19 protein-coding genes and 3 pseudogenes are annotated in these 18,732 nt (G+C 56.2%); 12 read left to right on the top strand and 10 right to left on the bottom strand.

The annotated features are described in order from the left end of the window. Window positions 1-64 precede the first annotated feature (64 nt). Genes AU14_RS21470 through AU14_RS10700 form a run of 4 tightly spaced genes read left to right on the top strand, consistent with a single transcriptional unit; the run spans window position 65 to window position 1,617 of the window. Window positions 65-586: a hypothetical protein gene (locus AU14_RS21470; RefSeq protein ID WP_236743988.1), complete on the top strand. Its 522-nt coding sequence runs from the start codon at window positions 65-67 to the stop codon at window positions 584-586. Continuing rightward, a complete protein-coding gene (locus tag AU14_RS21465) occupies window positions 580-1,236 on the top strand; it encodes a formate dehydrogenase subunit gamma (protein ID WP_330217883.1) in 657 nt (218 codons plus the stop codon). Before AU14_RS21470 ends, AU14_RS21465 begins: the two co-directional genes overlap by 7 nt. Then, the gene (locus tag AU14_RS19635; RefSeq protein WP_041340735.1) at window positions 1,233-1,373 is read left to right on the top strand and encodes a hypothetical protein; all 141 of its coding nucleotides are present in this window, start codon (window positions 1,233-1,235) and stop codon (window positions 1,371-1,373) included. The genes AU14_RS21465 and AU14_RS19635 overlap by 4 nt, the downstream gene beginning before the upstream one ends. Next, window positions 1,354-1,617 (top strand): sulfurtransferase TusA family protein, encoded by a 264-nt coding sequence (locus tag AU14_RS10700; RefSeq protein WP_169745950.1) that lies wholly within the window; start codon window positions 1,354-1,356, stop codon window positions 1,615-1,617. Before AU14_RS19635 ends, AU14_RS10700 begins: the two co-directional genes overlap by 20 nt. Window positions 1,618-1,640: 23 nt before the next feature. Here AU14_RS10700 and AU14_RS10695 read toward each other — a convergent pair whose 3' ends face one another. Further along, window positions 1,641-2,177 (bottom strand): metalloregulator ArsR/SmtB family transcription factor, encoded by a 537-nt coding sequence (locus AU14_RS10695; protein WP_236743987.1) that lies wholly within the window; start codon window positions 2,175-2,177, stop codon window positions 1,641-1,643. Then, complete coding sequence (locus AU14_RS21460) at window positions 2,174-2,404, bottom strand: arsenate reductase/protein-tyrosine-phosphatase family protein (RefSeq protein WP_236743986.1); 231 nt, start codon at window positions 2,402-2,404, stop codon at window positions 2,174-2,176. The genes AU14_RS10695 and AU14_RS21460 overlap by 4 nt, the downstream gene beginning before the upstream one ends. Window positions 2,405-2,605: 201 nt before the next feature. Between AU14_RS21460 and AU14_RS10690 the strand changes: the two genes are divergently transcribed. Further along, window positions 2,606-2,869 (top strand): hypothetical protein, encoded by a 264-nt coding sequence (locus AU14_RS10690; protein WP_179944707.1) that lies wholly within the window; start codon window positions 2,606-2,608, stop codon window positions 2,867-2,869. Window positions 2,870-2,903: 34 nt separating this feature from the next. Here the strand turns inward: AU14_RS10690 and nei are convergent, their stop codons facing one another. The 4 genes from nei to AU14_RS10675 form a co-directional block, all read right to left on the bottom strand. Further along, complete coding sequence (gene nei / locus AU14_RS10685) at window positions 2,904-3,746, bottom strand: endonuclease VIII (RefSeq protein WP_041340733.1); 843 nt, start codon at window positions 3,744-3,746, stop codon at window positions 2,904-2,906. A 99-nt stretch (window positions 3,747-3,845) separates the two neighbouring features. Then, window positions 3,846-4,388, bottom strand: coding sequence for a DODA-type extradiol aromatic ring-opening family dioxygenase (locus tag AU14_RS10680; protein ID WP_236743985.1), 543 nt, complete (start codon window positions 4,386-4,388; stop codon window positions 3,846-3,848). After that, on the bottom strand, window positions 4,304-4,669 hold the full coding sequence (locus tag AU14_RS21455; protein ID WP_236743984.1) for a class III extradiol ring-cleavage dioxygenase family protein: 366 nt from the start codon (window positions 4,667-4,669) through the stop codon (window positions 4,304-4,306). Before AU14_RS21455 ends, AU14_RS10680 begins: the two co-directional genes overlap by 85 nt. Before the next feature lie 91 nt (window positions 4,670-4,760). Next, window positions 4,761-5,237, bottom strand: a complete 477-nt coding sequence (locus AU14_RS10675) for a DoxX family protein (protein WP_041340732.1) — start codon at window positions 5,235-5,237, stop codon at window positions 4,761-4,763. A gap of 155 nt (window positions 5,238-5,392) precedes the next feature. Between AU14_RS10675 and AU14_RS10670 the strand changes: the two genes are divergently transcribed. The 3 genes and pseudogenes from AU14_RS10670 to AU14_RS10660 all read left to right on the top strand — a co-directional run bounded on the left by AU14_RS10670 (window position 5,393) and on the right by AU14_RS10660 (window position 8,035). Then, on the top strand, window positions 5,393-6,301 hold the full coding sequence (locus AU14_RS10670) for a LysR family transcriptional regulator (RefSeq protein ID WP_041340731.1): 909 nt from the start codon (window positions 5,393-5,395) through the stop codon (window positions 6,299-6,301). 91 nt (window positions 6,302-6,392) lie between these two features. Further along, window positions 6,393-7,549: pseudogene (locus AU14_RS10665) on the top strand (iron-containing alcohol dehydrogenase). A gap of 115 nt (window positions 7,550-7,664) precedes the next feature. Beyond that, window positions 7,665-8,035, top strand: a pseudogene (locus tag AU14_RS10660) (acyl-CoA thioesterase). 1 nt (window position 8,036) lies between these two features. Here the strand turns inward: AU14_RS10660 and AU14_RS10655 are convergent. Next, entirely contained in the window at window positions 8,037-8,921 is an 885-nt protein-coding gene (locus AU14_RS10655; protein ID WP_041343878.1) for a LysR family transcriptional regulator, read from the bottom strand. 101 nt (window positions 8,922-9,022) lie between these two features. Between AU14_RS10655 and AU14_RS10650 the strand changes: the two are divergent. Continuing rightward, a pseudogene (locus AU14_RS10650) lies at window positions 9,023-10,194 on the top strand (MFS transporter). Window positions 10,195-10,207: 13 nt separating this feature from the next. On the opposite strand, the gene AU14_RS10645 reads toward AU14_RS10650, so the two are convergent. The 3 genes from AU14_RS10645 to katG form a co-directional block, all read right to left on the bottom strand. Then, a complete protein-coding gene (locus AU14_RS10645) occupies window positions 10,208-11,467 on the bottom strand; it encodes a putative bifunctional diguanylate cyclase/phosphodiesterase (protein ID WP_148312737.1) in 1,260 nt (419 codons plus the stop codon). Then, window positions 11,461-12,141 (bottom strand): hypothetical protein, encoded by a 681-nt coding sequence (locus AU14_RS10640; RefSeq protein WP_148312736.1) that lies wholly within the window; start codon window positions 12,139-12,141, stop codon window positions 11,461-11,463. The genes AU14_RS10645 and AU14_RS10640 overlap by 7 nt, the downstream gene beginning before the upstream one ends. A 285-nt stretch (window positions 12,142-12,426) precedes the next feature. Then, the gene (katG, locus tag AU14_RS10635; RefSeq protein ID WP_201773470.1) at window positions 12,427-14,682 is read right to left on the bottom strand and encodes a catalase/peroxidase HPI; all 2,256 of its coding nucleotides are present in this window, start codon (window positions 14,680-14,682) and stop codon (window positions 12,427-12,429) included. A gap of 460 nt (window positions 14,683-15,142) precedes the next feature. Here katG and AU14_RS10630 point away from each other — a divergent pair, with 460 nt between their 5' ends. The 3 genes from AU14_RS10630 (at window position 15,143) to AU14_RS18645 (ending at window position 18,717) form a co-directional block, all read left to right on the top strand. After that, the gene (locus AU14_RS10630) at window positions 15,143-15,394 is read left to right on the top strand and encodes a hypothetical protein (RefSeq protein ID WP_236743983.1); all 252 of its coding nucleotides are present in this window, start codon (window positions 15,143-15,145) and stop codon (window positions 15,392-15,394) included. Between the two features lie 597 nt (window positions 15,395-15,991). Further along, complete coding sequence (locus AU14_RS18650; protein ID WP_148312735.1) at window positions 15,992-16,585, top strand: sensor domain-containing diguanylate cyclase; 594 nt, start codon at window positions 15,992-15,994, stop codon at window positions 16,583-16,585. After that, entirely contained in the window at window positions 16,579-18,717 is a 2,139-nt protein-coding gene (locus AU14_RS18645; RefSeq protein ID WP_052472018.1) for an EAL domain-containing protein, read from the top strand. The genes AU14_RS18650 and AU14_RS18645 overlap by 7 nt, the downstream gene beginning before the upstream one ends. The last annotated feature ends 15 nt before the right edge of the window (window positions 18,718-18,732 follow it).

The raw sequence follows: 18,732 nt of genomic DNA, 5'->3' as shown, positions 1-18,732 counted from the left end.
CCCTTTGGCCCCGGGCTCCTCTGAGGCAACGAATTCTTCTGGTTGATCCCGTTGGAGTGCTCGAATGAATCTAAAACTATTAGGTGCCGCCTTAGTTGTCTTGGCGACACTGGTCTCTAATCCGCTTTGGGCGGAAGAGGCCTCGGCGGTTGACCGGACCGCTACCGGGGGCGCACAAACTCTCGAAGACATCATGGCCCGTCAGCAACAGTTGGAAGTAGACGAAAGCTTTCGGTCTGAAAATCTGGGGAACCCCGCTAACGCCGCGCCGATCAGTGGCGAGTTGGGCACCAACGGTGGCCGCTCGGACGCCGACATCTGGCGCGGCTTGCGCTATAACGAAGCGGATGTCAGAACCCAAGCCAAAACACCTGCCGCTACTGTCCTGATTCAGGACGGGGGCATGCCCTGGTACAAACTGCGTGAAGGGCCGTTGATCACATACGGTGGTCTTTCGTTGTTAGGCATGATCGCGCTGTTGACGGTGTTTTATTTCATTCGTGGCAGAATCAAGATCGATGGTGGCCCAGCCGGCACCACGATTGAACGCTTCAAGCCATCGAACGCTTCGGCCACTGGTTGTTAGCGGGCTCGTTCGTCGCCTTGGGCCTAACGGGACTGATCACTTTAATGGGGCGCAGTTTCCTGATCCCCGTGCTGGGGCCAGATGCCTTTGCAACGCTTGCGGCGGGCTCAAAGTGGCTACACAACAATGTCGCCTGGGCGTTTATGCTCGGCCTGGTGATGACCTTCTGCATGTGGGTGGTGCACAACATCCCCAATAAGCTCGATTGGCAATGGATTAAAGCCGGCGGTGGGATTTTCACCAAGGGACACCCCTCGGCCAAGAAGTTCAACGCCGGCCAGAAGATCATTTTCTGGACCGTGATGGTGCTGGGTGTCTCGGTGTCTCTGTCCGGTCTGTCGCTGCTGTTCCCGTTCCAGATGCCGATGTTTGCCGACACCTTTGGACTGATTAACAGCGTACTCGGCACCAGTCTCCCAACCGATCTGGCGCCCCATGAAGAGATGCAATATGCCAATATCTGGCATTCGATTGTCGCCTTCGTGATGATGGTCGCCATCCTTGCTCACATCTACATCGGTTCGGTCGGCATGGAAGGAGCCTTCGACGCCATGGGCAACGGTCAGGTTGATCTGGAGTGGGCGCGCCAGCATCACGACCTGTGGGTCGCTGAGGTAAAAGCCAAACAAGACGAAGGAGGGTCATCATGAAAGTTATGATTGCCGGCTTTGTCGCCGCCTTGGTGATTGCCTATGCTGCTCCAGTGGTATTGGATCAGTTTGGCTGGTCTTCCTCCGCACAATACAGCAGTGAAACGAGCGTGCGTCTTGATCAATCAAGCCGCTGAACAGGCTCCCGAGCTGACAGAGGTATACCAGGTCGACGCTGTCGGCCTGGTGTGCCCTCTTCCTATCCTTCGTTTTAAGAAGCGTACCCAGCACCTGCCCAGCGGTACCCAGGTGGATTTCCTTGCCGACGACCCTACCGGTCGCAAAGACCTTCAGGCACTGTGCGAATTGACTGGTCACCGGATTGAATGGATCCGCGAGGAAGCAGCAGGCGTGCTTCGTTATCGCATTTCATTAGCGTAATTGGCGTTCGCAACGGCTAACGCTCACCCACACCGAATGGCCGGACGGTCAGACATATCCTTGAGCCGCTCCAGTGCCTGTTCAATCAAACCGCCATTTTGGCTGGCCGTCTCATCCAGAACGCGCACCAGCCACGGCGGAATCTGCAGGTTGAGTGAATAGTAGATCCACTGTCCCCGACGCTCCGTGTCCAGAAGGCCAGCATCTTTCAGCGTCGCCAGGTGCCGGCTAACCCTGGGCTGGGGCGCATCAAATGCTTCAGTCAGCTCACAAACGCAGAGCGGGCCCTGATCCCGAATCAGCAACAGCGCAGACAACCGAAATTCATCGGCCATGGCCTTAAACACCGCGATCGGATCATAGTTAATGGGCTTTCGACCGGTCTCTTTTTGATGCACCAGGGTGAACAATGAAATGCGCTCTTTGATTTCCTTGAGAATCAGGGCAAAGGTCGCGTGGCGATTGGAAGGAACCGGATCGGGAAAATCCCAGGCAATCTGTTGTGCCGGCTGGCAGACACTGCCGCATTCGTTGGCAGCTTTCTCACACAGGGTAATCACATAATCCAGTGCTGCTCCTGCAGATCGGCCAACTGCTTGCTGTGCAGGCTCTCGGTAGCAATGCCTGCCTCTTCTAGCACCTGCAACGCTATTGGATGGGGCGAAGTCGGTTCGGTACCGGCGCTGGCCACCTCGAACAGGTCTCCGGCCATGTCCCTGAGCAGGGCTTCCGCCATCAGTGAACGGGCACTGTTGGCTGTGCAGACGAACAAAACCCGGCGTTTCATTTGGCACCCTCAATATATTCGGATTTGTGAATATGCGTCTTTCCGGATAGTAAGCCCAGTACAATGATGAGTAAAGGTTTCACGCGCTTAACGAACGGAGTGAAGTGCCAGCCGATAGACAACAAATAAGATCCATAGCAAGCGAATCTTCGTATTTTGCCCCTCATTTATAAGAGCTTACGAGCCAAGGAATACCGAACGATGAAGGATAATCAGATACCGATAATGCTGACCAGTCAGCAAATTATTACCCTTCAGGACATGATCCTGGAGAAACAACTCGAGATTGCCACCGCTCAATCGGAGCGACAGTCCACGGCAAGCTCCAGTGCCTTGCGCGAGCAGATGAGCCACATCACCGATCTACTGATGGCACTGAACATGGCACTGCCGGACAATCACGTTCCCGATGCCCAGAGTTTCATCTCGGTCCGCCACAAGGAAACCGCCAACAGCCCTCGCTAGGCAATGAGCCGAAGAAGCGCCAACGCGCGCTCGCCTACTCCTCAATCGGCTGACACGCCGGGCACACATACAAGCGCCGACTGGCCACCATGCTCTTGACGATCTTAGCGCCACACTCGTGGCAGGCCTTTCCTTCGCGATTGAACACCATGTGCCGACGCTGACCGAAACTCCAGCCCTGCTCTTTTAACGCCTGCGCCCGATCCGGATCGTTGGTAATGCCTTTCAGAACGTAGGTGCGGTCAATCAGTTTGAGCACGGCTTCGGCCAGCCTAACCCGACTGTCGGCATCAAGATCCCGGGGACGGTTTTTCGGAGCCAGTCGCGCTTCGAACAGAATCTCGGAGCGCAGGTAATTGCCCACGCCGGCGATGAAGCCCTGATCAAGCAAGAGCCCACCCAGATTCCGCCCCCGAAAACGCTTGTCGTCAAACACCGCCATCAGGTGATCAACCGAAACGTTCTGGTTCAGAGGATCCGGCCCAAGGCGGGCCAGATAGTCCACTTCGTGCAGTTCGTCCGGTCGAACCAAACGGATGTCCGAGGCGCTGTATAAGCGGGCGGTTTTTTTGGGGGCAATAATGGCAAAGCGAAGCTGCCGTCTGGTGCGCGGCACCACCGAAGGCCTGCCGATTCGCCACTTGCCGTACAACTGGTTGTGGCTGTAAACGCACCAGGGGCCGTCCTCATCCGTTGCCGCGAAGAAAATCAGCACCGCCTTACCACGGGCGGCCACCTCCGTGACCTGGCGCCCCGCCAGCATTGCTTCGAACGGCTTGAAATGGTCAAACGCAAAGAACACCTGCTCGGCAGTCTTACCGGCAACAGCCTTACCTATGTCGTCGACCATACGGCGTATTTCGGGGCCTTCGGGCATAGGCTGGCTCCGTATTAGCGTGGGTGAATTCAAAACCGTATCCACGTCTTATAGGGCCAGTCACTGCAGTAGGATCACAACAGCGCGGGAACATTACGCTTAGTACTCTTCCGCACTTCTGTTCTGGCGCCAATGAAACATCCCTGATTCTTTTCCCAAAATAGTGGCGGCAAGGCGATCATTACTGGGGCCTTTGGCGAGCCCGTAACACACGTGAAGTGGCAGCAGGTGCTCCTCCCGGGGATGACAGAACCGCGCATGGGGTGCGGATTCCCAATTCACCAAACGCTGGTAGCGTTCTGTTTCGGTGAGGTTGGGATCGCAACAGGTCTGCTCCATCCAATCTTCAAAAGCTTGATTCGCCGCCTGGATCTCCGGCGTATTCTGTGTAAAAAACGCCCGCATGTTGTGGAATGAGAAGCCCGAACCAAGTACCAGCAGATCGTCGTACTCCAAATTTCTGAGCGCACGCCCTATTGCCAGATGGGTGACTGCATCCAGACTATTGACCAGTGAAAGCTGAACGACCGGAATATCGGCTTCCGGGTACATCAATTTCAGTGGCACAAACACGCCATGGTCAAAGCCCCGCTTGTCATCGAGTCGCGGCGACAAGCCAGCCTGCTCCAATGCTCGGAACACACCGTTCGCCAATTCAGGTTGGCCGGGACACGGGTACTGGATGTCGTAGGCTCGGACGGAAAGCCATGGTAGTCATAAATCAACGAGGGATGACTGCCAGCGGTGATTGTTGGTGCCGACTCTTCCCAATGAGCGCTGATAACCAGAATCGCCTTGGGCTTACGCAAATTAGCGGCAAGCTCGGTGAGCCGATCCACCATCTCCTGGTGGTCCGGGTCGCCCAATAAGGGCCGGGGCCCGCCTCCGTGGGACACGAATACAACATCGGTTTCGGTATTCATCGCGCCTGCTCCTTTTCAAACGAACGCGCTCCCCGTGTTCGGGGAGCGATGCCAACTGGACTATTTGCCGTTTCTGACCACTACTACCGCGTCAGGCTACTGCCTGCCGGTTAAGGCCGGTGCCGCCCACCTGCTTCTGCAACAGACCGTCCAGCGAGAAACGACCGCCACCCTGAAGGGTCAAAGCCACGGTTACCGCAAACAATGTCAGCGCGTATTCGTAACCGTTGTTGGACATAAACAGGCCGTTGCTGATGTGGACCGAGAATATCGCCACCAACATGGTTAATGCTGATACCAGCGCGGCCGGACGAGTCAACAAACCGAGCACCAGTGCCAGGCCGCCAAAAAACTCGGCACTGCCGGCCAGAAGTGCCATCAGGTAGCCCGGTTCAAGACCGATACTTGCCATCCACTGACCAGTACCTTCCAGCCCGTAACCGCCAAACCAGCCAAACAGTTTCTGCGCGCCGTGGGCCGCCAGGATCAAGCCAACCGGAATCCGCAGGATCAAAGACGCGAAACCACCGTTGGAGCCGAATAATACCTGTGCAAATTGAGTGTTCATGTTTGTCACCTCTAAGCTTTCTTTAATTGATGTGTCCTGAAGCGCTGCTTCAGTCGATGTAGACACTTTACTCTCGCCAAATCGAAAGACTAAGAGGCTAATATTGAGTTATTATCAACGTCACGTTGATAATAACCAAGCCAGAGGGGAGAAAGATGGACCGCATCGAGGCCATGCGCGCCTTCGTGACCGTGGTCAATGAAGGCACGTTCACCAGCGCCGCCGACAGGCTGGGGATGTCGCCTCAGCTCGCCAGCAAGTATGTCTCCCAATTGGAGCAACACCTGGGCGTGCGCCTGCTTAATCGCACCACCCGCAAACTGCACCTGACCGAGGCGGGAACCCGATACCACCAACACGCCCAACAGGTGGTGGACGAAATCGACGACATGGAGAACCAGCTGGGTGACCTCCAGACCCAGGCGCGGGGCCTGCTCCGAATCAGCGCTCCGGTTTCCTTTGCCACCCGCCACATGGCCCAGTTGCTGAGCGATTTCCAAACCGCCCACCCGGATGTCGGCATAGACCTGCAGCTGAATGACCGTAAAGTCGACATCGTAGAAGAAGGCTTCGACATTGCTCTGCGCATCGGCCACCTGAGAAGCTCATCGCTGATTGCGAAGCGGGTTGCACCGGTGCGCCTGGTGCTATGCGCCTCGCCCGACTACCTGGCGCAACACGGCACACCCATGCATCCGGACGACCTCAAAGACCACCGCTACCTGCGTTACAGCTACATGGATCCTGAAGCCAGCCCTGTCCTGCTCAAAGGATTCCAGGAAAGCGCTCGCGACAGCAGCCGCGACATGATCAGCAACAACGGCGATGTACTGGTGGCAGCAGCCATCGCAGGTGCAGGGATTGCGCTTCAGCCCACCTTTATTTCCGGTGCCGCCATCAAAGAGGGTGCCTTACAAATCATACTGCCCGACTACGAGCCCGAGCCCATGTCGTTGTATGCCGTGTACGCCCATCGCCAGTTGCTGGCCAGCAAAGTACGCAGCTTCATCGACTTTATCGACGGCTATTTTGGCGAGCCACCCTACTGGGATCAGTTTGAGTAACCGGAAGCGGTTCAATGCTATGCTGAACCTTTATGCCGCTGACGAGAGAAGGTGACGGCGCCATTGGCGCCTCAGACTTGGGAGAAGAACAATGACAGCATTCACCTTTAACACCACCAAAAGCGTTATTTGCGAGCCAGGCGCGATCAAAAAACTGGGCGCAATCGTCAAAGAACAGATCGGTAAGCGTGTGTTGATCGTGACTGATCCTGGCCTGATCAAGGCGGGCCTGTTGGCCAGTGCGACCGACTCCCTGGATCAGGCCGGTGTGGAATATCAGGTGTTTGACGGCGTTGTCGCCGATCCCCCCGTGGCTGTGGTGGAAGCTGCCCTTGCCGAGGCCCGGGCAGCCAATATCGATGGTGTCATCGGCTTTGGCGGCGGCTCATCCATGGACATCGCCAAGCTAATTGCGCTGCTGATGGGCGGCGGTGAAAAACTGGACGACATCTACGGCGTCGGGATGGCTAAAGGCCAACGACTGCCGCTGATTCAGATCCCCACCACGGCCGGTACCGGCTCCGAGGTAACCCCCATTTCCATCATCACCGTGGGCGAGGCCGAGAAGAAAGGCGTGGTGGCACCGCAGCTGCTCCCGGACGTGGCCCTGCTGGATGCCGAACTCACCCTTGGCCTGCCCGCTCCGGTAACGGCGGCCACGGGGGTGGACTCGATGGTGCACGCCATTGAAAGCTATACCTCAGCCTCGGCCAACAATAACCCGGTATCCCGCACCCTGGCCCGTGAAGCCCTGCGCTTGTTGGGCGCCAATATAGAGACGGCAGTGAAAGACGGCCGCAATGTTCAGGCCCGTTCCAACATGCTGCTGGGCGCCATGCTGGCCGGACAGGCTTTTGCCAATTCGCCGGTAGCCGCCGTGCATGCCCTGGCCTATCCGATCGGCGGTATTTTCCATGTGCCACACGGTCTTTCCAATGCCCTGGTGCTGCCCCATGTGATGCGTTTTAACGCCGATGCCTGCGCCGACGCCTACGCCACCCTGGCGCCAGATGCCTTCCCGGATCTGGCCTCCGTGCCAGAGGCGCAACGGGTGAATGAGTTCATCAACCGGCTGGAAGCCTTAAGTGCGGATATCGGGCTCGAGCAAACTCTGCGGGAAGTAGGCATTGGCGAGAGCGACCTTCCGGTCATGGCGGCTGACGCCATGAAGCAGACCCGCTTGCTGGTGAACAACCCACGGGAAGTCTCAGAAGCGGACGCTTGGCCATATACCAGGCCGCGTACTGACGCCTCCCGTTATATGCCCCGGCCCGAGAGGCCGGGCATATCAAAGCCGACCAACAGGAGAATCTCTTTGGAACGAAGCAGCTTCCCGGTGTTCTACACCATCAACACCCGGTGGATGGACAACGACGTCTACGGCCATGTGAACAATGTCACCTATTACTCCTACTTCGATTCCACATCAATCGTTACCTGATTGAGGAAGGCGGCCTGGATATCCATAACGGCTCGGTGGTCGGATTCGTGGTCAGCTCCCATTGCCAGTTCCGCAAACCCGTGGCCTACCCGGAGATCCTGGAAGCCGGGTTACGGGTCGTGAAAACCGGCAACAGCTCGGTGACTTACGAGGTGGGCATTTTTCGGCAGGGCGACAACGAGGCATCCGCAGTAGGTCAGGTAGTGCACGTGTTCGTGGACCGGGATAGCAACGCCGCCACCCCGATTCCCGGGAATCTCCGAAGTGCCATGGAGGTAATCAGCCAATCCTGACCTAAAGGGACTGCCAGCGGGCACTGAAGAAATCGAGAAACACCTGAATGCGGGCCGACAACGTGGTGTTGCGATAGTAAACCGCATTCACCAGCTCCCGAGGATTGGGCCGGGTCAGGTGCTCGCCGAGGACTTCCACCAGTCGGCCTTGCTTCACATCCTCCCCCACCATGAAGCGCGACAGGTAGGCCAGGCCATTGCCTCGCAGACAAAGCTGGCGTACCGCTTCGCCACTGCTGGCACGAATAGCTGGCCGGATCTGAAGGCCATCACCCACATGCCAAAGATTGAGCGATTCCGGCGCGGTAAAACCGATCAGCGTGTGCCTGGCCAGATCGTCGGGCGTCTCACACGGCCCCTGCGCTTGTATGTACTCCGGTGAACCTACGATCGACAACGGCGATCGCCCCATTGGCCTCGCGTGCAGCGTTGAATCCTCTAGCGGACCGATCCGGATTGCGACATCTATGCGTCTTTCCAGCAGATCTACCATCTGGTCACTGGCGGTCAGCTCCAGTTCGATTTCCGGGTACGCCTCCCGAAACGCTTTTACGTGCGGCACGATCTGATGCAGAACAAAGGGATTGGCAGCGTCCACCCGTAATCTGCCCGCAGGTTTCTGCCGCCGAACCGCCAGCGCTTCTTCCGCCTCTTCCAGCGTGGACAACCCGGCACGCACCTGGTCGATGAAAGCCCGGCCTTCCTCGGTCAGGTTGACCTGGCGTGTCGTGCGATTGAGCAAGGTGGCGTTCAGGGATTTTTCCAGACGGGATACCGCCCGGGAAACCTTGGTCACCGAGATTTCCAGATGTTCCGCCGCGGCGCTGAAACCACCGCTGTCGACTACCGCTAGCAGGAAAACCAGATCCTCAGAACGACTCTTCATTGCATATTCCGCAAAGGTAATTTTCGAAAACAGGCATTTATCGCAAAAGTATGCGGCGCCAAACTGGTCAGCGTCAATCAAACCTTCTGGAGATATCTGCTATGCCCATTGCGCTATTTGCACTGACGCTCAGTGCCTTTGCCATCGGGACCACCGAGTTCGTTATTGTCGGCCTGGTTCCAACCATTGCCCTGGATCTAGCGTCAGCCTGCCCTCGGCGGGGCTGCTGGTCAGCCTGTATGCCCTCGGTGTTGCCATAGGCGCACCGGTTCTAACCGCTCTTACCGGGCGCTGGAATCGCAAACTGGTGCTGCTATCGCTGATGGCACTGTTCATCCTTGGCAACGTGCTGGCGTGGATGGCACCGAACTACGGCTCACTGATCACCGCCCGGATCCTCACGGGCCTTGCTCACGGGGTGTTTTTCTCGATCGGCTCGACCATTGCCACCAGCCTGGTTGCGAAAGATAAAGAAGCCAGCGCCATCGCCATCATGTTCACCGGCCTCACGGTAGCGCTGGTGACAGGCGTACCACTGGGCACATTCATCGGCCAGACATATGGCTGGCGCGCCACCTTCCTCATCGTCGCCGCCCTTGGTGCCATTGCCCTGGTTGGCAGCGCCCTGCTGGTCCCGAGAAACCTTAAACAATCGGTGCCAGCGAGCCTGAGCCAACAACTGCAAGTGCTCACTCACCCGCGCCTGCTACTGGTCTATGCAATGACCGCAATAGGCTATGGCGGCACGTTCACCGCGTTCACCTACCTCACCCCCATTCTCGAGGATGTTACCGGCTTTGCCTCGGGCATGGTGAGCCTGTTGCTTCTGGTTTACGGCGTGTCGGTAGCCACCGGCAACATCTGGGGCGGTAAGCTGGCAGATCGCCTGGGGCCAACCTCTGCGCTCTACATCATCTTCGGTGGCCTGGCTGCAATCATGTTTGCGCTCACCTTCAGCGCTCACTACCCGATTGCCGCCGTAATCACCCTGCTGGTCTGGGGCGCCTTTGCCTTCGGCAATGTTCCGGGGCTGCAGGTATACGTGGTGCAACTGGCTGAACGCTACACGCCTCACTCTGTTGATGTCGCTTCTGGTCTCAACATCGCCGCGTTCAACATCGGCATTGCCGGCGGTGCCTGGCTTGGCGGGCATATTGTTGAAGGCATGGGGTTGATGAGTACGCCCTGGATAGGCGGGCTCATCGTGCTTTCGGCCTTGATGCTAACGCGGATTTCGGCGTCACTGGATAGCCGTGTACCGGCCACGGCCTGAGCACTCAGCCAGTCTAGGCAGGCTTGGGAATATCCACCTGAGCTCTGCCTAGCGGCAACGACGCAAGAAACGCGTCGAAATCCAGAGGGCGGGCCAGGAAGAACCCTTGTGCCTCGTCACATTCTTGCGCGGCGAACCAGTTGAACTGCTCCTCGGATTCAATGCCCTCAGCAACCAGTTTTAGTTTGAGGGCTTTGACCATCTGGATAATCGAGGCGACAAAGTCTGCGTGCTGCTGATCATTCGGAATCGGGTCGATGAAGGATTTATCCAGTTTCAGGGTGTCGGCCTGCAGTCGGGACAGGTAGCTGAGCGACGAATATCCGGTACCAAAATCGTCCAACGCTATCTTGAACCCCATCGCTTTGATCTTGGTCAGCGTGCGATTGATGTCCGCACTTTCGGCCATCACCATGCTTTCCGTGATCTCCAATTCAAGACTGCGGGAAGTTCCTTTCAGCCGCTTGTGTATCTGCTTAAGCTGGCTTAACAGTGCAGGGTCGGAAAACTGCTTTGAGGACAAATTGACCGCAATGGAAAACGAGGCCGGAAGCTTCGGATTTTGAACCAGCCGCGCGGCTTCCTGGAGCACCCAGCGCCCCAGCGGAATAATATCGCCGGTTGATTCAGCAACCGGGATGAATTCCGCGGGACTGACCCTGCCCAATTCAGGGCTATTCCAACGGATCAGGGCCTCGGCGCTATTTACCACGCCGCTTCCAAGGTCAACCTTGGGCTGCAGGTGCAGGGCGAATTCGTTGTTCTCGATGGCCTTATGCAGCTGTGAACGTATGCTAAATTGCTGGCTCAGTTTTGTTCCCAATAACTCATCATACTGCTGAAACGAATTTCCTTGCTCCCAGCACGCTATTCTCATGGCGGCAACCGCATCACTGACCGCCTGGGTAGCCGCGCCCCCCTCCTTTTCGCTGAAAGCCGCTCCGACTGAGACTTTAAACGAGACATCGCCGAGATCGGTGACAAACGGAGTCGAAAACAACTCAAAAATGGGCCTCGCCTTACCCCGCAATTCCTTGCACTTAGCACTGGGCGTTACGAGGATAAATTCGCCCAGACCGGTATGAGCGAGAAACGCCATAGGTTTCTTGCGACTCATCAGGCGATGAGCAATCGACCATACGATACTGTCGGCAATGCCTTTGCCATGCAGAGAATACATGTCCTCGATACCATCGACCTTGATCGCAAGAATCGTGAGAGGGCTACCGGCCATATTCGGCAATTGCTCTTGCAGGCCGTCCCCATTCAGCAACCCGGTAACCGGTCGATGTACTTTTCGTTGATCAACTTTTCAATGGTGCTCATGCTCGTCGACAAGGCACGTTTGTCGTCTACCGAGCGCAGAATCCGTTGTCCGGTGGCCACCTGCTTGACCACAAACACCACGCCGCCGCCGAGAAGAATCAGGCTGGCCAGCATATGCAGGTCAAAATACCCGTGCTGGAGCACGCACATCAGAATGCTGGGCAGGAGCATCGTGGTGGGATGGAAAACCGCAATGGGCAAGCACAAGCTGAACACCGGGGCCGGCAGGGCGACAATGCCAAACAGCATCATCAAAAGGCTCAGCCGTTGCCACTCTCCCAACTCGGGCATAGCCATGTAGGCAAACGTAGCCCACATCAATGCAAAGGAGCCGAAGAAGGCCAAGAATTTCAACGTCCAGGTTGAGTAGTTTTTTTGGCTTGGGGTGCACCGGTTCCTGAATAGAAACCAATAGGCAGAGAGGTAAATCAGGATAAAGGTTGCCACCCATATTCCTGCGTTTAATGCGCCAACAAAAGGGTGGAACAGGAAGGCAATAAAGGACGCCGTCAGAATGCCGAGAAAAGGAATATCCCTCGCCCTTTTATGTATCTCTTTTGCCAGTTCAGGGCGAAAAAACCGCCTGTTGAGATTCGAATATACTGATTTGATGAGTGTCATGGCCTACCTGCCAACAATTTGATTTCCCAAAGGAACTAACTGATACCAGCAAAACTGATACTCCTTTTACGCAGAGAGTTAAATTTCGGAGCACTCAAGGTTTGAAAAAATCTAAATTATTGGTGCCCACCTATTTGAATTTAGTCTGTGCCCCGGCGGGCGACAAGATCTGGCGTGAGCTATTCGAGGTATTGCAAGTAGGTTTGTTAAGGCTACCCGAACCACAGCCGGGAGAGTTGGCTGGGATCGAATGAGCGTGGCAAATCGCTTGCCACGCTCATCGACTTACTTCTTTTGTTCAGACTGCTCTTTATCAGCCAGATCAAATCTGTCCGCGTTCATCACCTTGTTCCAGGCAGCCACGAAGTCCTTAACGAACTTCTCTTTCGAATCAGCCTGAGCGTAGATTTCGGAGATCGCCCGCAATTGCGAGTTCGAGCCGAAGATCAGATCCACGCGGGTACCGGTCCATTTGACGTCACCACTCTTGCGGTCGCGGCCTTCGAAGACATCGGGGTCGTCGGAGGTTGGCTTCCACTCGGTCTCCAGGTCAGTCAGGTTCACGAAGAAATCGTTCGTGAGCTGGCCAGGATTCTTGGTCAGCACGCCGTGCTTGGTCTGCTTGTAGTTGGCATCCAACGCGCGCATGCCACCCACCAGCACTGTCATTTCCGGTGCACTCAGGCCCAACAACTGCGCCCGATCAACCAGCATCTCTTCGTCTGAGACCGTGAACCGGGCCCGGCGATAGTTGCGGAACCCGTCAGCTTCCGGCTTCAGCGACTCGAACGAATCGGCATCGGTCTGCTCATCGGTGGCGTCAGTGCGGCCCGGGACAAACTCGACGACAATCTTATGACCAGCGTCTTTCGCCGCCTTCTCAACGGCTGCCGCGCCACCCAGTACGATCAGATCGGCCAGGGACACCTGCTTGTTGCCAGTCTGCGCGTCATTGAACGCCTTCTGAATGCCTTCCAGAGTCTGCAGCACTTTCGCCAGTTTCTGTGGCTCGTTGGACTCCCAGTCTTTCTGGGGCGCCAGCCGGATACGTGCGCCGTTGGCGCCACCGCGCATATCAGAGCCGCGGAATGTGGACGCAGAGCACCAGGCAGTCGAAACCAGCTCAGACACGGACAATCCGGAATCCAGAATCTTGCCCTTCAGATCGGCGATGTCCTGGGAGTTCACCAATTCATGGCTTACGGGCGGTACCGGGTCCTGCCAGATCAGATCTTCAGCCGGCACTTCCGGGCCGAGGTAGCGAACCTTCGGGCCCATGTCCCGGTGGGTCAGTTTGAACCAGGCCCGGGCAAAAGCATCCGCGAACTCTTCCGGGTTCTTGTGGAAGTGCTCGGAGATCTTGCGGTACTCCGGATCCATCTTCATTGCCATGTCGGCGGTCGACATCATGATCGGCACTTTCTTGGACGGATCTTCCGGGTCCGGTGCCATATCGCTTTCAGTCAGTCCCACCGGCTTCCACTGGTTGGCGCCAGCCGGGCTCTTGGTCAGTTCCCAGTCGTACTTGAACAGCACGTCAAAGTAACCCATGTCCCACTTGGTCGGGTTGGCGGTCCAGGCGCCTTCCAGGCCACTGGTGATGGCATCCCGCCCTTTGCCGGTGCCGTAGCTGTTTCTCCAGCCCAGGCCCATTTCCTCCATCGGAGCAGCTTCGGGTTCCGGACCCACATGCGCGGGGTCACCGGCACCATGGGTTTTGCCGAAGGTATGGCCACCGGCGGTCAGGGCTACGGTCTCGTAGTCGTTCATCGCCATGCGGGCGAAGGTTTCCCGAATATCGTGAGCCGAGGCCAGCGGATCAGGGTTACCGTCCGGGCCTTCCGGGTTTACGTAAATCAGACCCATCTGCACCGCGGCCAGCGGGTTCTCAAGGTCCCGTTCACCGGAATAGCGGCTGTCAGCCTTGTCACTGGTGGCCAGCCATTCGTGCTCGGCGCCCCAGTAGATGTCTTCTTCCGGCTGGTAAATATCGGCCCGGCCGCCGCCGAAACCAAAGGTTTTGAAGCCCATGGTTTCCATGGCCACGTTGCCAGTCAGGATGAACAGATCGGCCCAGGACAGTTTGTTGCCATATTTCTGCTTGATCGGCCAGAGCAAACGGCGCGCCTTGTCGAGGTTGCCGTTGTCAGGCCAGCTGTTGATCGGAGCAAACCGCTGGTTGCCGGTGGCGGCGCCACCACGGCCATCGCCCTGACGGTAGGTACCAGCACTGTGCCAGGTCATACGGATAAAGAAGGCGCCATAGTGGCCGTAGTCCGCCGGCCACCAATCCTTGGAGTCGGTCATCAGGTCGGCCAGGTCTTTCTTAACCGCGGCCAGATCCAGCTTCTTGAACTCTTCGGCGTAATCGAAATCCTCACCCAGTGGATTGGAGCGAGGCGAATGCTGATGCAGGATGTTCAGGTTCAGCTGGTTCGGCCACCAATCCGCTACAGAGGGGCCACGGCTGTCCATTTTAGTCTGGGCGCCGTGCATCACCGGGCACTTGCCAGCACCTGATTGATTCGTACTTGAAGTCATAACTCTCTCCGGGTGTGCAACATTATCGTTGGTCTATCCAAGATAGACCAAGTTCACAATCCGGCAGCCTCCTGAGATGGGCACAGCAAAAAAACTTTGCCGCCCTGGTTCTTCCAGGAATTCCGCCAGCTTCTATGTCTACAGTTTTAGCAGCCGTACACGGTTGTCACTATTAGCTTTTTCTAACCAGCGCTATAGTTTTTCGTTGTCGATTAAAAAAACATCAACGCAGGAATTCTGGAATCGCACGAGAGAGGTTCAGAGAAGAGTTCAGGGGGAAGGCTAGCGCGAGCCTGGCGCTGATACCGGGAGGGCAAACTGGATTAAAAGTGATCAATCGAGGATAATTACAGCCACCTTCTTAACCCATTATTGATGTCACTTTCTTCTTATTATGACGTTTTTCAATATAGCTCAAGTTGTTATCTTCACCGTTCTGCTTCTAAACACCGTGCACCTGATGCCAACACTTGGCCGCTGCCTTCGCTCGCCCGAAGCCGCGCTCCAGTCGGGCTATCTGTGCACGCTGCTTGCCGTTCGCCTGGCGCGTAACGTTCTGGGCCTGATCCTGGTCACTGCCAGCACCGCACCGAATCCTGAGATTCACGCCCTGGTGCCCAAAGGCATCCTGCTCTTCATCGTACTAGCTGCAGCCAGTGTTGCGCTGACTCACCACCGTCAGCGCAACAATGTAGAAGGGGCCCGGTTTTAACGTCAACGAGCTGGATGTGTGAACCGCTGGTGATTTTGGCGCCCTCAGCATATACTTGTTAAATGCAACAAAACTAATAAATGAATATCTGTATATTCCGGCAGGTCCAGGACGACTAACCCACTCACACACATCTGCTCTGTTCGCCGGAAGATGTGCATGGTGGCGACTTTCAAGCGCCTCCGAGGAGAGGTGACTCGTTGTGAAGTCTCCCACCCCCGTCGTCGACTCGGCCGTGAACTGGCTTTGTGCCGACCAAAACGTCGCGTTGCTTAGCCTGGATGAACACCAAGCCGTAATTGGTGCCAATTCGTTCATTCAAAGTCTTCTGGCTATTCCGAAAGCCAGCTTTGCCAAATAGGCCTTGAAGGCCTCGGTATCAAGGATGATGTGAGGTTGCAGACGCTCCTGGCTGGCCCGCACGGTCGCTCCCTGTATTCCTGCCAAATCCCCATAGTTCAAAGCAATGGAAAACAACAGGGCGTTGTCGCCACTGCATATCGCCAATCCGACGGTGGGCACCTGGTTAAGCTCAGCCCCATTGGCAGCAACGAGCAAGCGATCGCAAAAATTCGTGAAAACGAGGAACGCTACCGATTGGCGTTGGAAGCTGCTGGCATTGGTACCTGGGACATGGACATCAAGCGCAACGAAACCCGGCGCTCGCTGTTACACGATCAGTGCTTCGGCTACTCTCAACTCCAAAAAAACTGGAGTTACGATACGTTCCTCAATCACGTTATCGATCAAGATCGTGCCAGGGTAAACGCTGTCTACACGAACGCCATGCGAGGCGGCGAGGAATACGATCTTTGCTTCAGAGTGCAATGGCCCGACAACAGCACTCACTGGCTGTGGTCAAAAGGGCAGTTCTATCTAGATGACTCCGGAAATCCTGATCACGTTGCCGGTATTCAGGCGGATGTCACCGAAGAATTCAGCCTACGGGAAGAGCTTCGTCACAAGGCCACACATGATCACCTGACCGGGCTTTGCAACCGGAGCTGTTTCGAAACCAACCTTGTTGATCTTTTGCAAAATTCGCAGAGAAACGCGCAGTCTGTTGCCGTTATCCTTATCGACATTGACCACTTCAAACGTTTCAACGATGCCTTCAACCATATGGGCGGTGATGCGGTCTTGAAAGCCATCGCCAGCCGAATCAAGCCGCAGCCACCACGGATATGCTGACCGCCAGGTTCGGGGGAGACGAATTCGTCATCGCTATTCCAGGGGCCAGCCAGAGCGCTTCATTTGCTGCCTGGATCAACGACCTGATCACCATGCTGTCCGAAAAATTGCCATTGCAACAAAGCACCGTTCAACCAACGGTCAGTGTCGGCGCCGCCTTCGCGCCCTCCCACGGCACAACATCGGTAGACCTTCTCAAAGCCGCTGATTCCGCGATGTACGAAGCCAAACGGTGTGGACGCGCCACTTTCCGGATTTTTAACCCCCTGGACCACCTCTCGGAAAGCAACTCGCTCCTGCTGGCCGATCAAATTCCGGAGGCTCTGAGCGCCGGTGAGATCTGCCTGTATTATCAGCCCCAGTTCGCTACCAATGACCAGCGTCTGATTGGCATGGAGGCGTTGCTTCGATGGTTTCCACCCGATGCGCCCCCAATCGCTCCGAACCTGTTAGTTGAAGCTGCAGAACGGTCTGGCTTCATCTCAGTGCTCGGTGACTGGGTCATCCGGGAAACCTGCCGGCAGATCCGAGACTGGCGAAACCAGGGCCTGGCTACTGTTCCAGTTGCCATCAATGTATCAGGCGTCCAATTTCTTCGGGGCGAGCTGACAAAGAAAATTAAAGAATGCCTCGAACATTTCCAGCTGTCGGGAGACAGCCTGGAAGTTGAGATTACCGAAACGATTGCTCTGGATAATGCCGAAAGCGTGCTGAATGAGCTTCACGACCTCAAGCGTGCCGGGCTTGGTATCGCCATTGATGATTTCGGAACCGGTTTTAGCAGCTTGAGCTATCTTCGCTATTTTCCGGTTAATCGAATCAAGATTGATAAATGCTTCGTGAATGGTTGCCTCGATATCCAGGAAAACGGAGCCATCTGCAAGACCATCATCTCGCTGGCCCATAACCTGGGTTGCCAAGTTATTGCGGAAGGCGTTGAAACCGGCGAGCAACTGGACTTCTTATTGCAGCAGGGCTGCGAGGAGGTACAGGGATACCTTTTGGCCAAACCGATGCCACCAGAGGCCGCGTCCCGACATCTCCTGACCCAAGGCACAAAGACTGCGAAGCCTGCTCATGAAACGCCCTCAGTCGATAAAACCGAGGCAGCAAAGGACAACGGGCAGCCGGGAGACGACCAGTCGGATGAAACCGTTCGATTACGGTCAGTAGCCCAGGCGAAAAACCGCATAGGCAGGCAGTACGATAAATTAAGCCGAATTGTCGAGATGACAGCCAAAGCGTTGGGTGTACCCATGGCATCGCTTAACATCATCGAGCGGGACACGGTAACGACCATGGTGCCCTTTGGCTTACCCGTCGCCGAATTCCAACGCTCCAAAACCTTCTGCAACCAGACCGTTCGGCAAATCGACATTCTGGAAGTTTCTGACGCCCTGACGCACACCTATTTCCAAAACCTGCCCGACGTCGCGGAAGCGCCAGGAATCCGTTTTTACGCCGGTTTGGGGATCTTGGCGCCAAACCATCAAATGATTGGCACCCTGTGTCTGTTTGATCAACAACCTCGCGAGCTGGATCCGCTGGAAAGAGAGCTACTGGTGAGCATGGGTGCCTTGATTGAAACCGAGCTTGCCCGGCAGTCAGAGCACACGAAAAGACTGGTGCGGACCGTTAAATCCAGACGGGATTTTATCAGTTACCTCAGAGATTACTGGCATAAGGCTTCCAGGGCCGATTCCACATTGACGCTGATCTGGATTGGTATTGATAAGCTCAGGGAGGTCAACGCAGAACATGGTCTCGAAACCGGCGACCATTGCCTGACGCTTGTGGAGTCGGTGATCGCAGAGTTTGCGGACCGACACAACGGAGCAATCGCTTTCAGAATGGAGGGCGATAATTTCGCATTACTCTGTCGCGACAACCTCCCGGACCAAGCGGCTGAGATTGTCACTGAGCTTGGACGCGAATTTGAAGCGGCCAAAGCCCGGGATCAGGTGGTTTCGGGCACATCCTTTGCCATTTCTTTTGGCCTGCACAGTGCTCGGTCTAACGGCACCGTCGCGAGCATGGATCAGTTTATCCGACAGGCCCGACAGGCGTTGTACGTCGCCAAAACCAGTGGTCAAAGCAGCGTAAAGACAAGCTCAGCCTTACCAACTGATTGAACGAGGACATGCGAC

It is taken from the genome of Marinobacter similis, from assembly GCF_000830985.1.
Taxonomy (GTDB): Bacteria; Pseudomonadota; Gammaproteobacteria; order Pseudomonadales; family Oleiphilaceae; genus Marinobacter; species Marinobacter similis.
This window is presented reverse-complemented; position numbering and strand designations above follow the sequence as displayed.

Coding starts and splice junctions, on each gene's coding strand:
- AU14_RS21455 (WP_236743984.1), bottom strand. CDS start 4,669: ATGAATACCGAAACCGATGTTGTATTCGTGTCCCACGGAGGCGGGCCC.
- AU14_RS18645 (WP_052472018.1), top strand. CDS start 16,579: ATGCTGACCGCCAGGTTCGGGGGAGACGAATTCGTCATCGCTATTCCA.
- AU14_RS10690 (WP_179944707.1), top strand. CDS start 2,606: ATGAAGGATAATCAGATACCGATAATGCTGACCAGTCAGCAAATTATT.
- AU14_RS10675 (WP_041340732.1), bottom strand. CDS start 5,237: ATGAACACTCAATTTGCACAGGTATTATTCGGCTCCAACGGTGGTTTC.
- AU14_RS10630 (WP_236743983.1), top strand. CDS start 15,143: ATGCCAACACTTGGCCGCTGCCTTCGCTCGCCCGAAGCCGCGCTCCAG.
- AU14_RS21470 (WP_236743988.1), top strand. CDS start 65: ATGAATCTAAAACTATTAGGTGCCGCCTTAGTTGTCTTGGCGACACTG.
- AU14_RS10670 (WP_041340731.1), top strand. CDS start 5,393: ATGGACCGCATCGAGGCCATGCGCGCCTTCGTGACCGTGGTCAATGAA.
- AU14_RS10655 (WP_041343878.1), bottom strand. CDS start 8,921: ATGAAGAGTCGTTCTGAGGATCTGGTTTTCCTGCTAGCGGTAGTCGAC.
- AU14_RS19635 (WP_041340735.1), top strand. CDS start 1,233: ATGAAAGTTATGATTGCCGGCTTTGTCGCCGCCTTGGTGATTGCCTAT.
- AU14_RS10640 (WP_148312736.1), bottom strand. CDS start 12,141: ATGACACTCATCAAATCAGTATATTCGAATCTCAACAGGCGGTTTTTT.
- katG (WP_201773470.1), bottom strand. CDS start 14,682: ATGACTTCAAGTACGAATCAATCAGGTGCTGGCAAGTGCCCGGTGATG.
- AU14_RS21460 (WP_236743986.1), bottom strand. CDS start 2,404: ATGAAACGCCGGGTTTTGTTCGTCTGCACAGCCAACAGTGCCCGTTCA.
- nei (WP_041340733.1), bottom strand. CDS start 3,746: ATGCCCGAAGGCCCCGAAATACGCCGTATGGTCGACGACATAGGTAAG.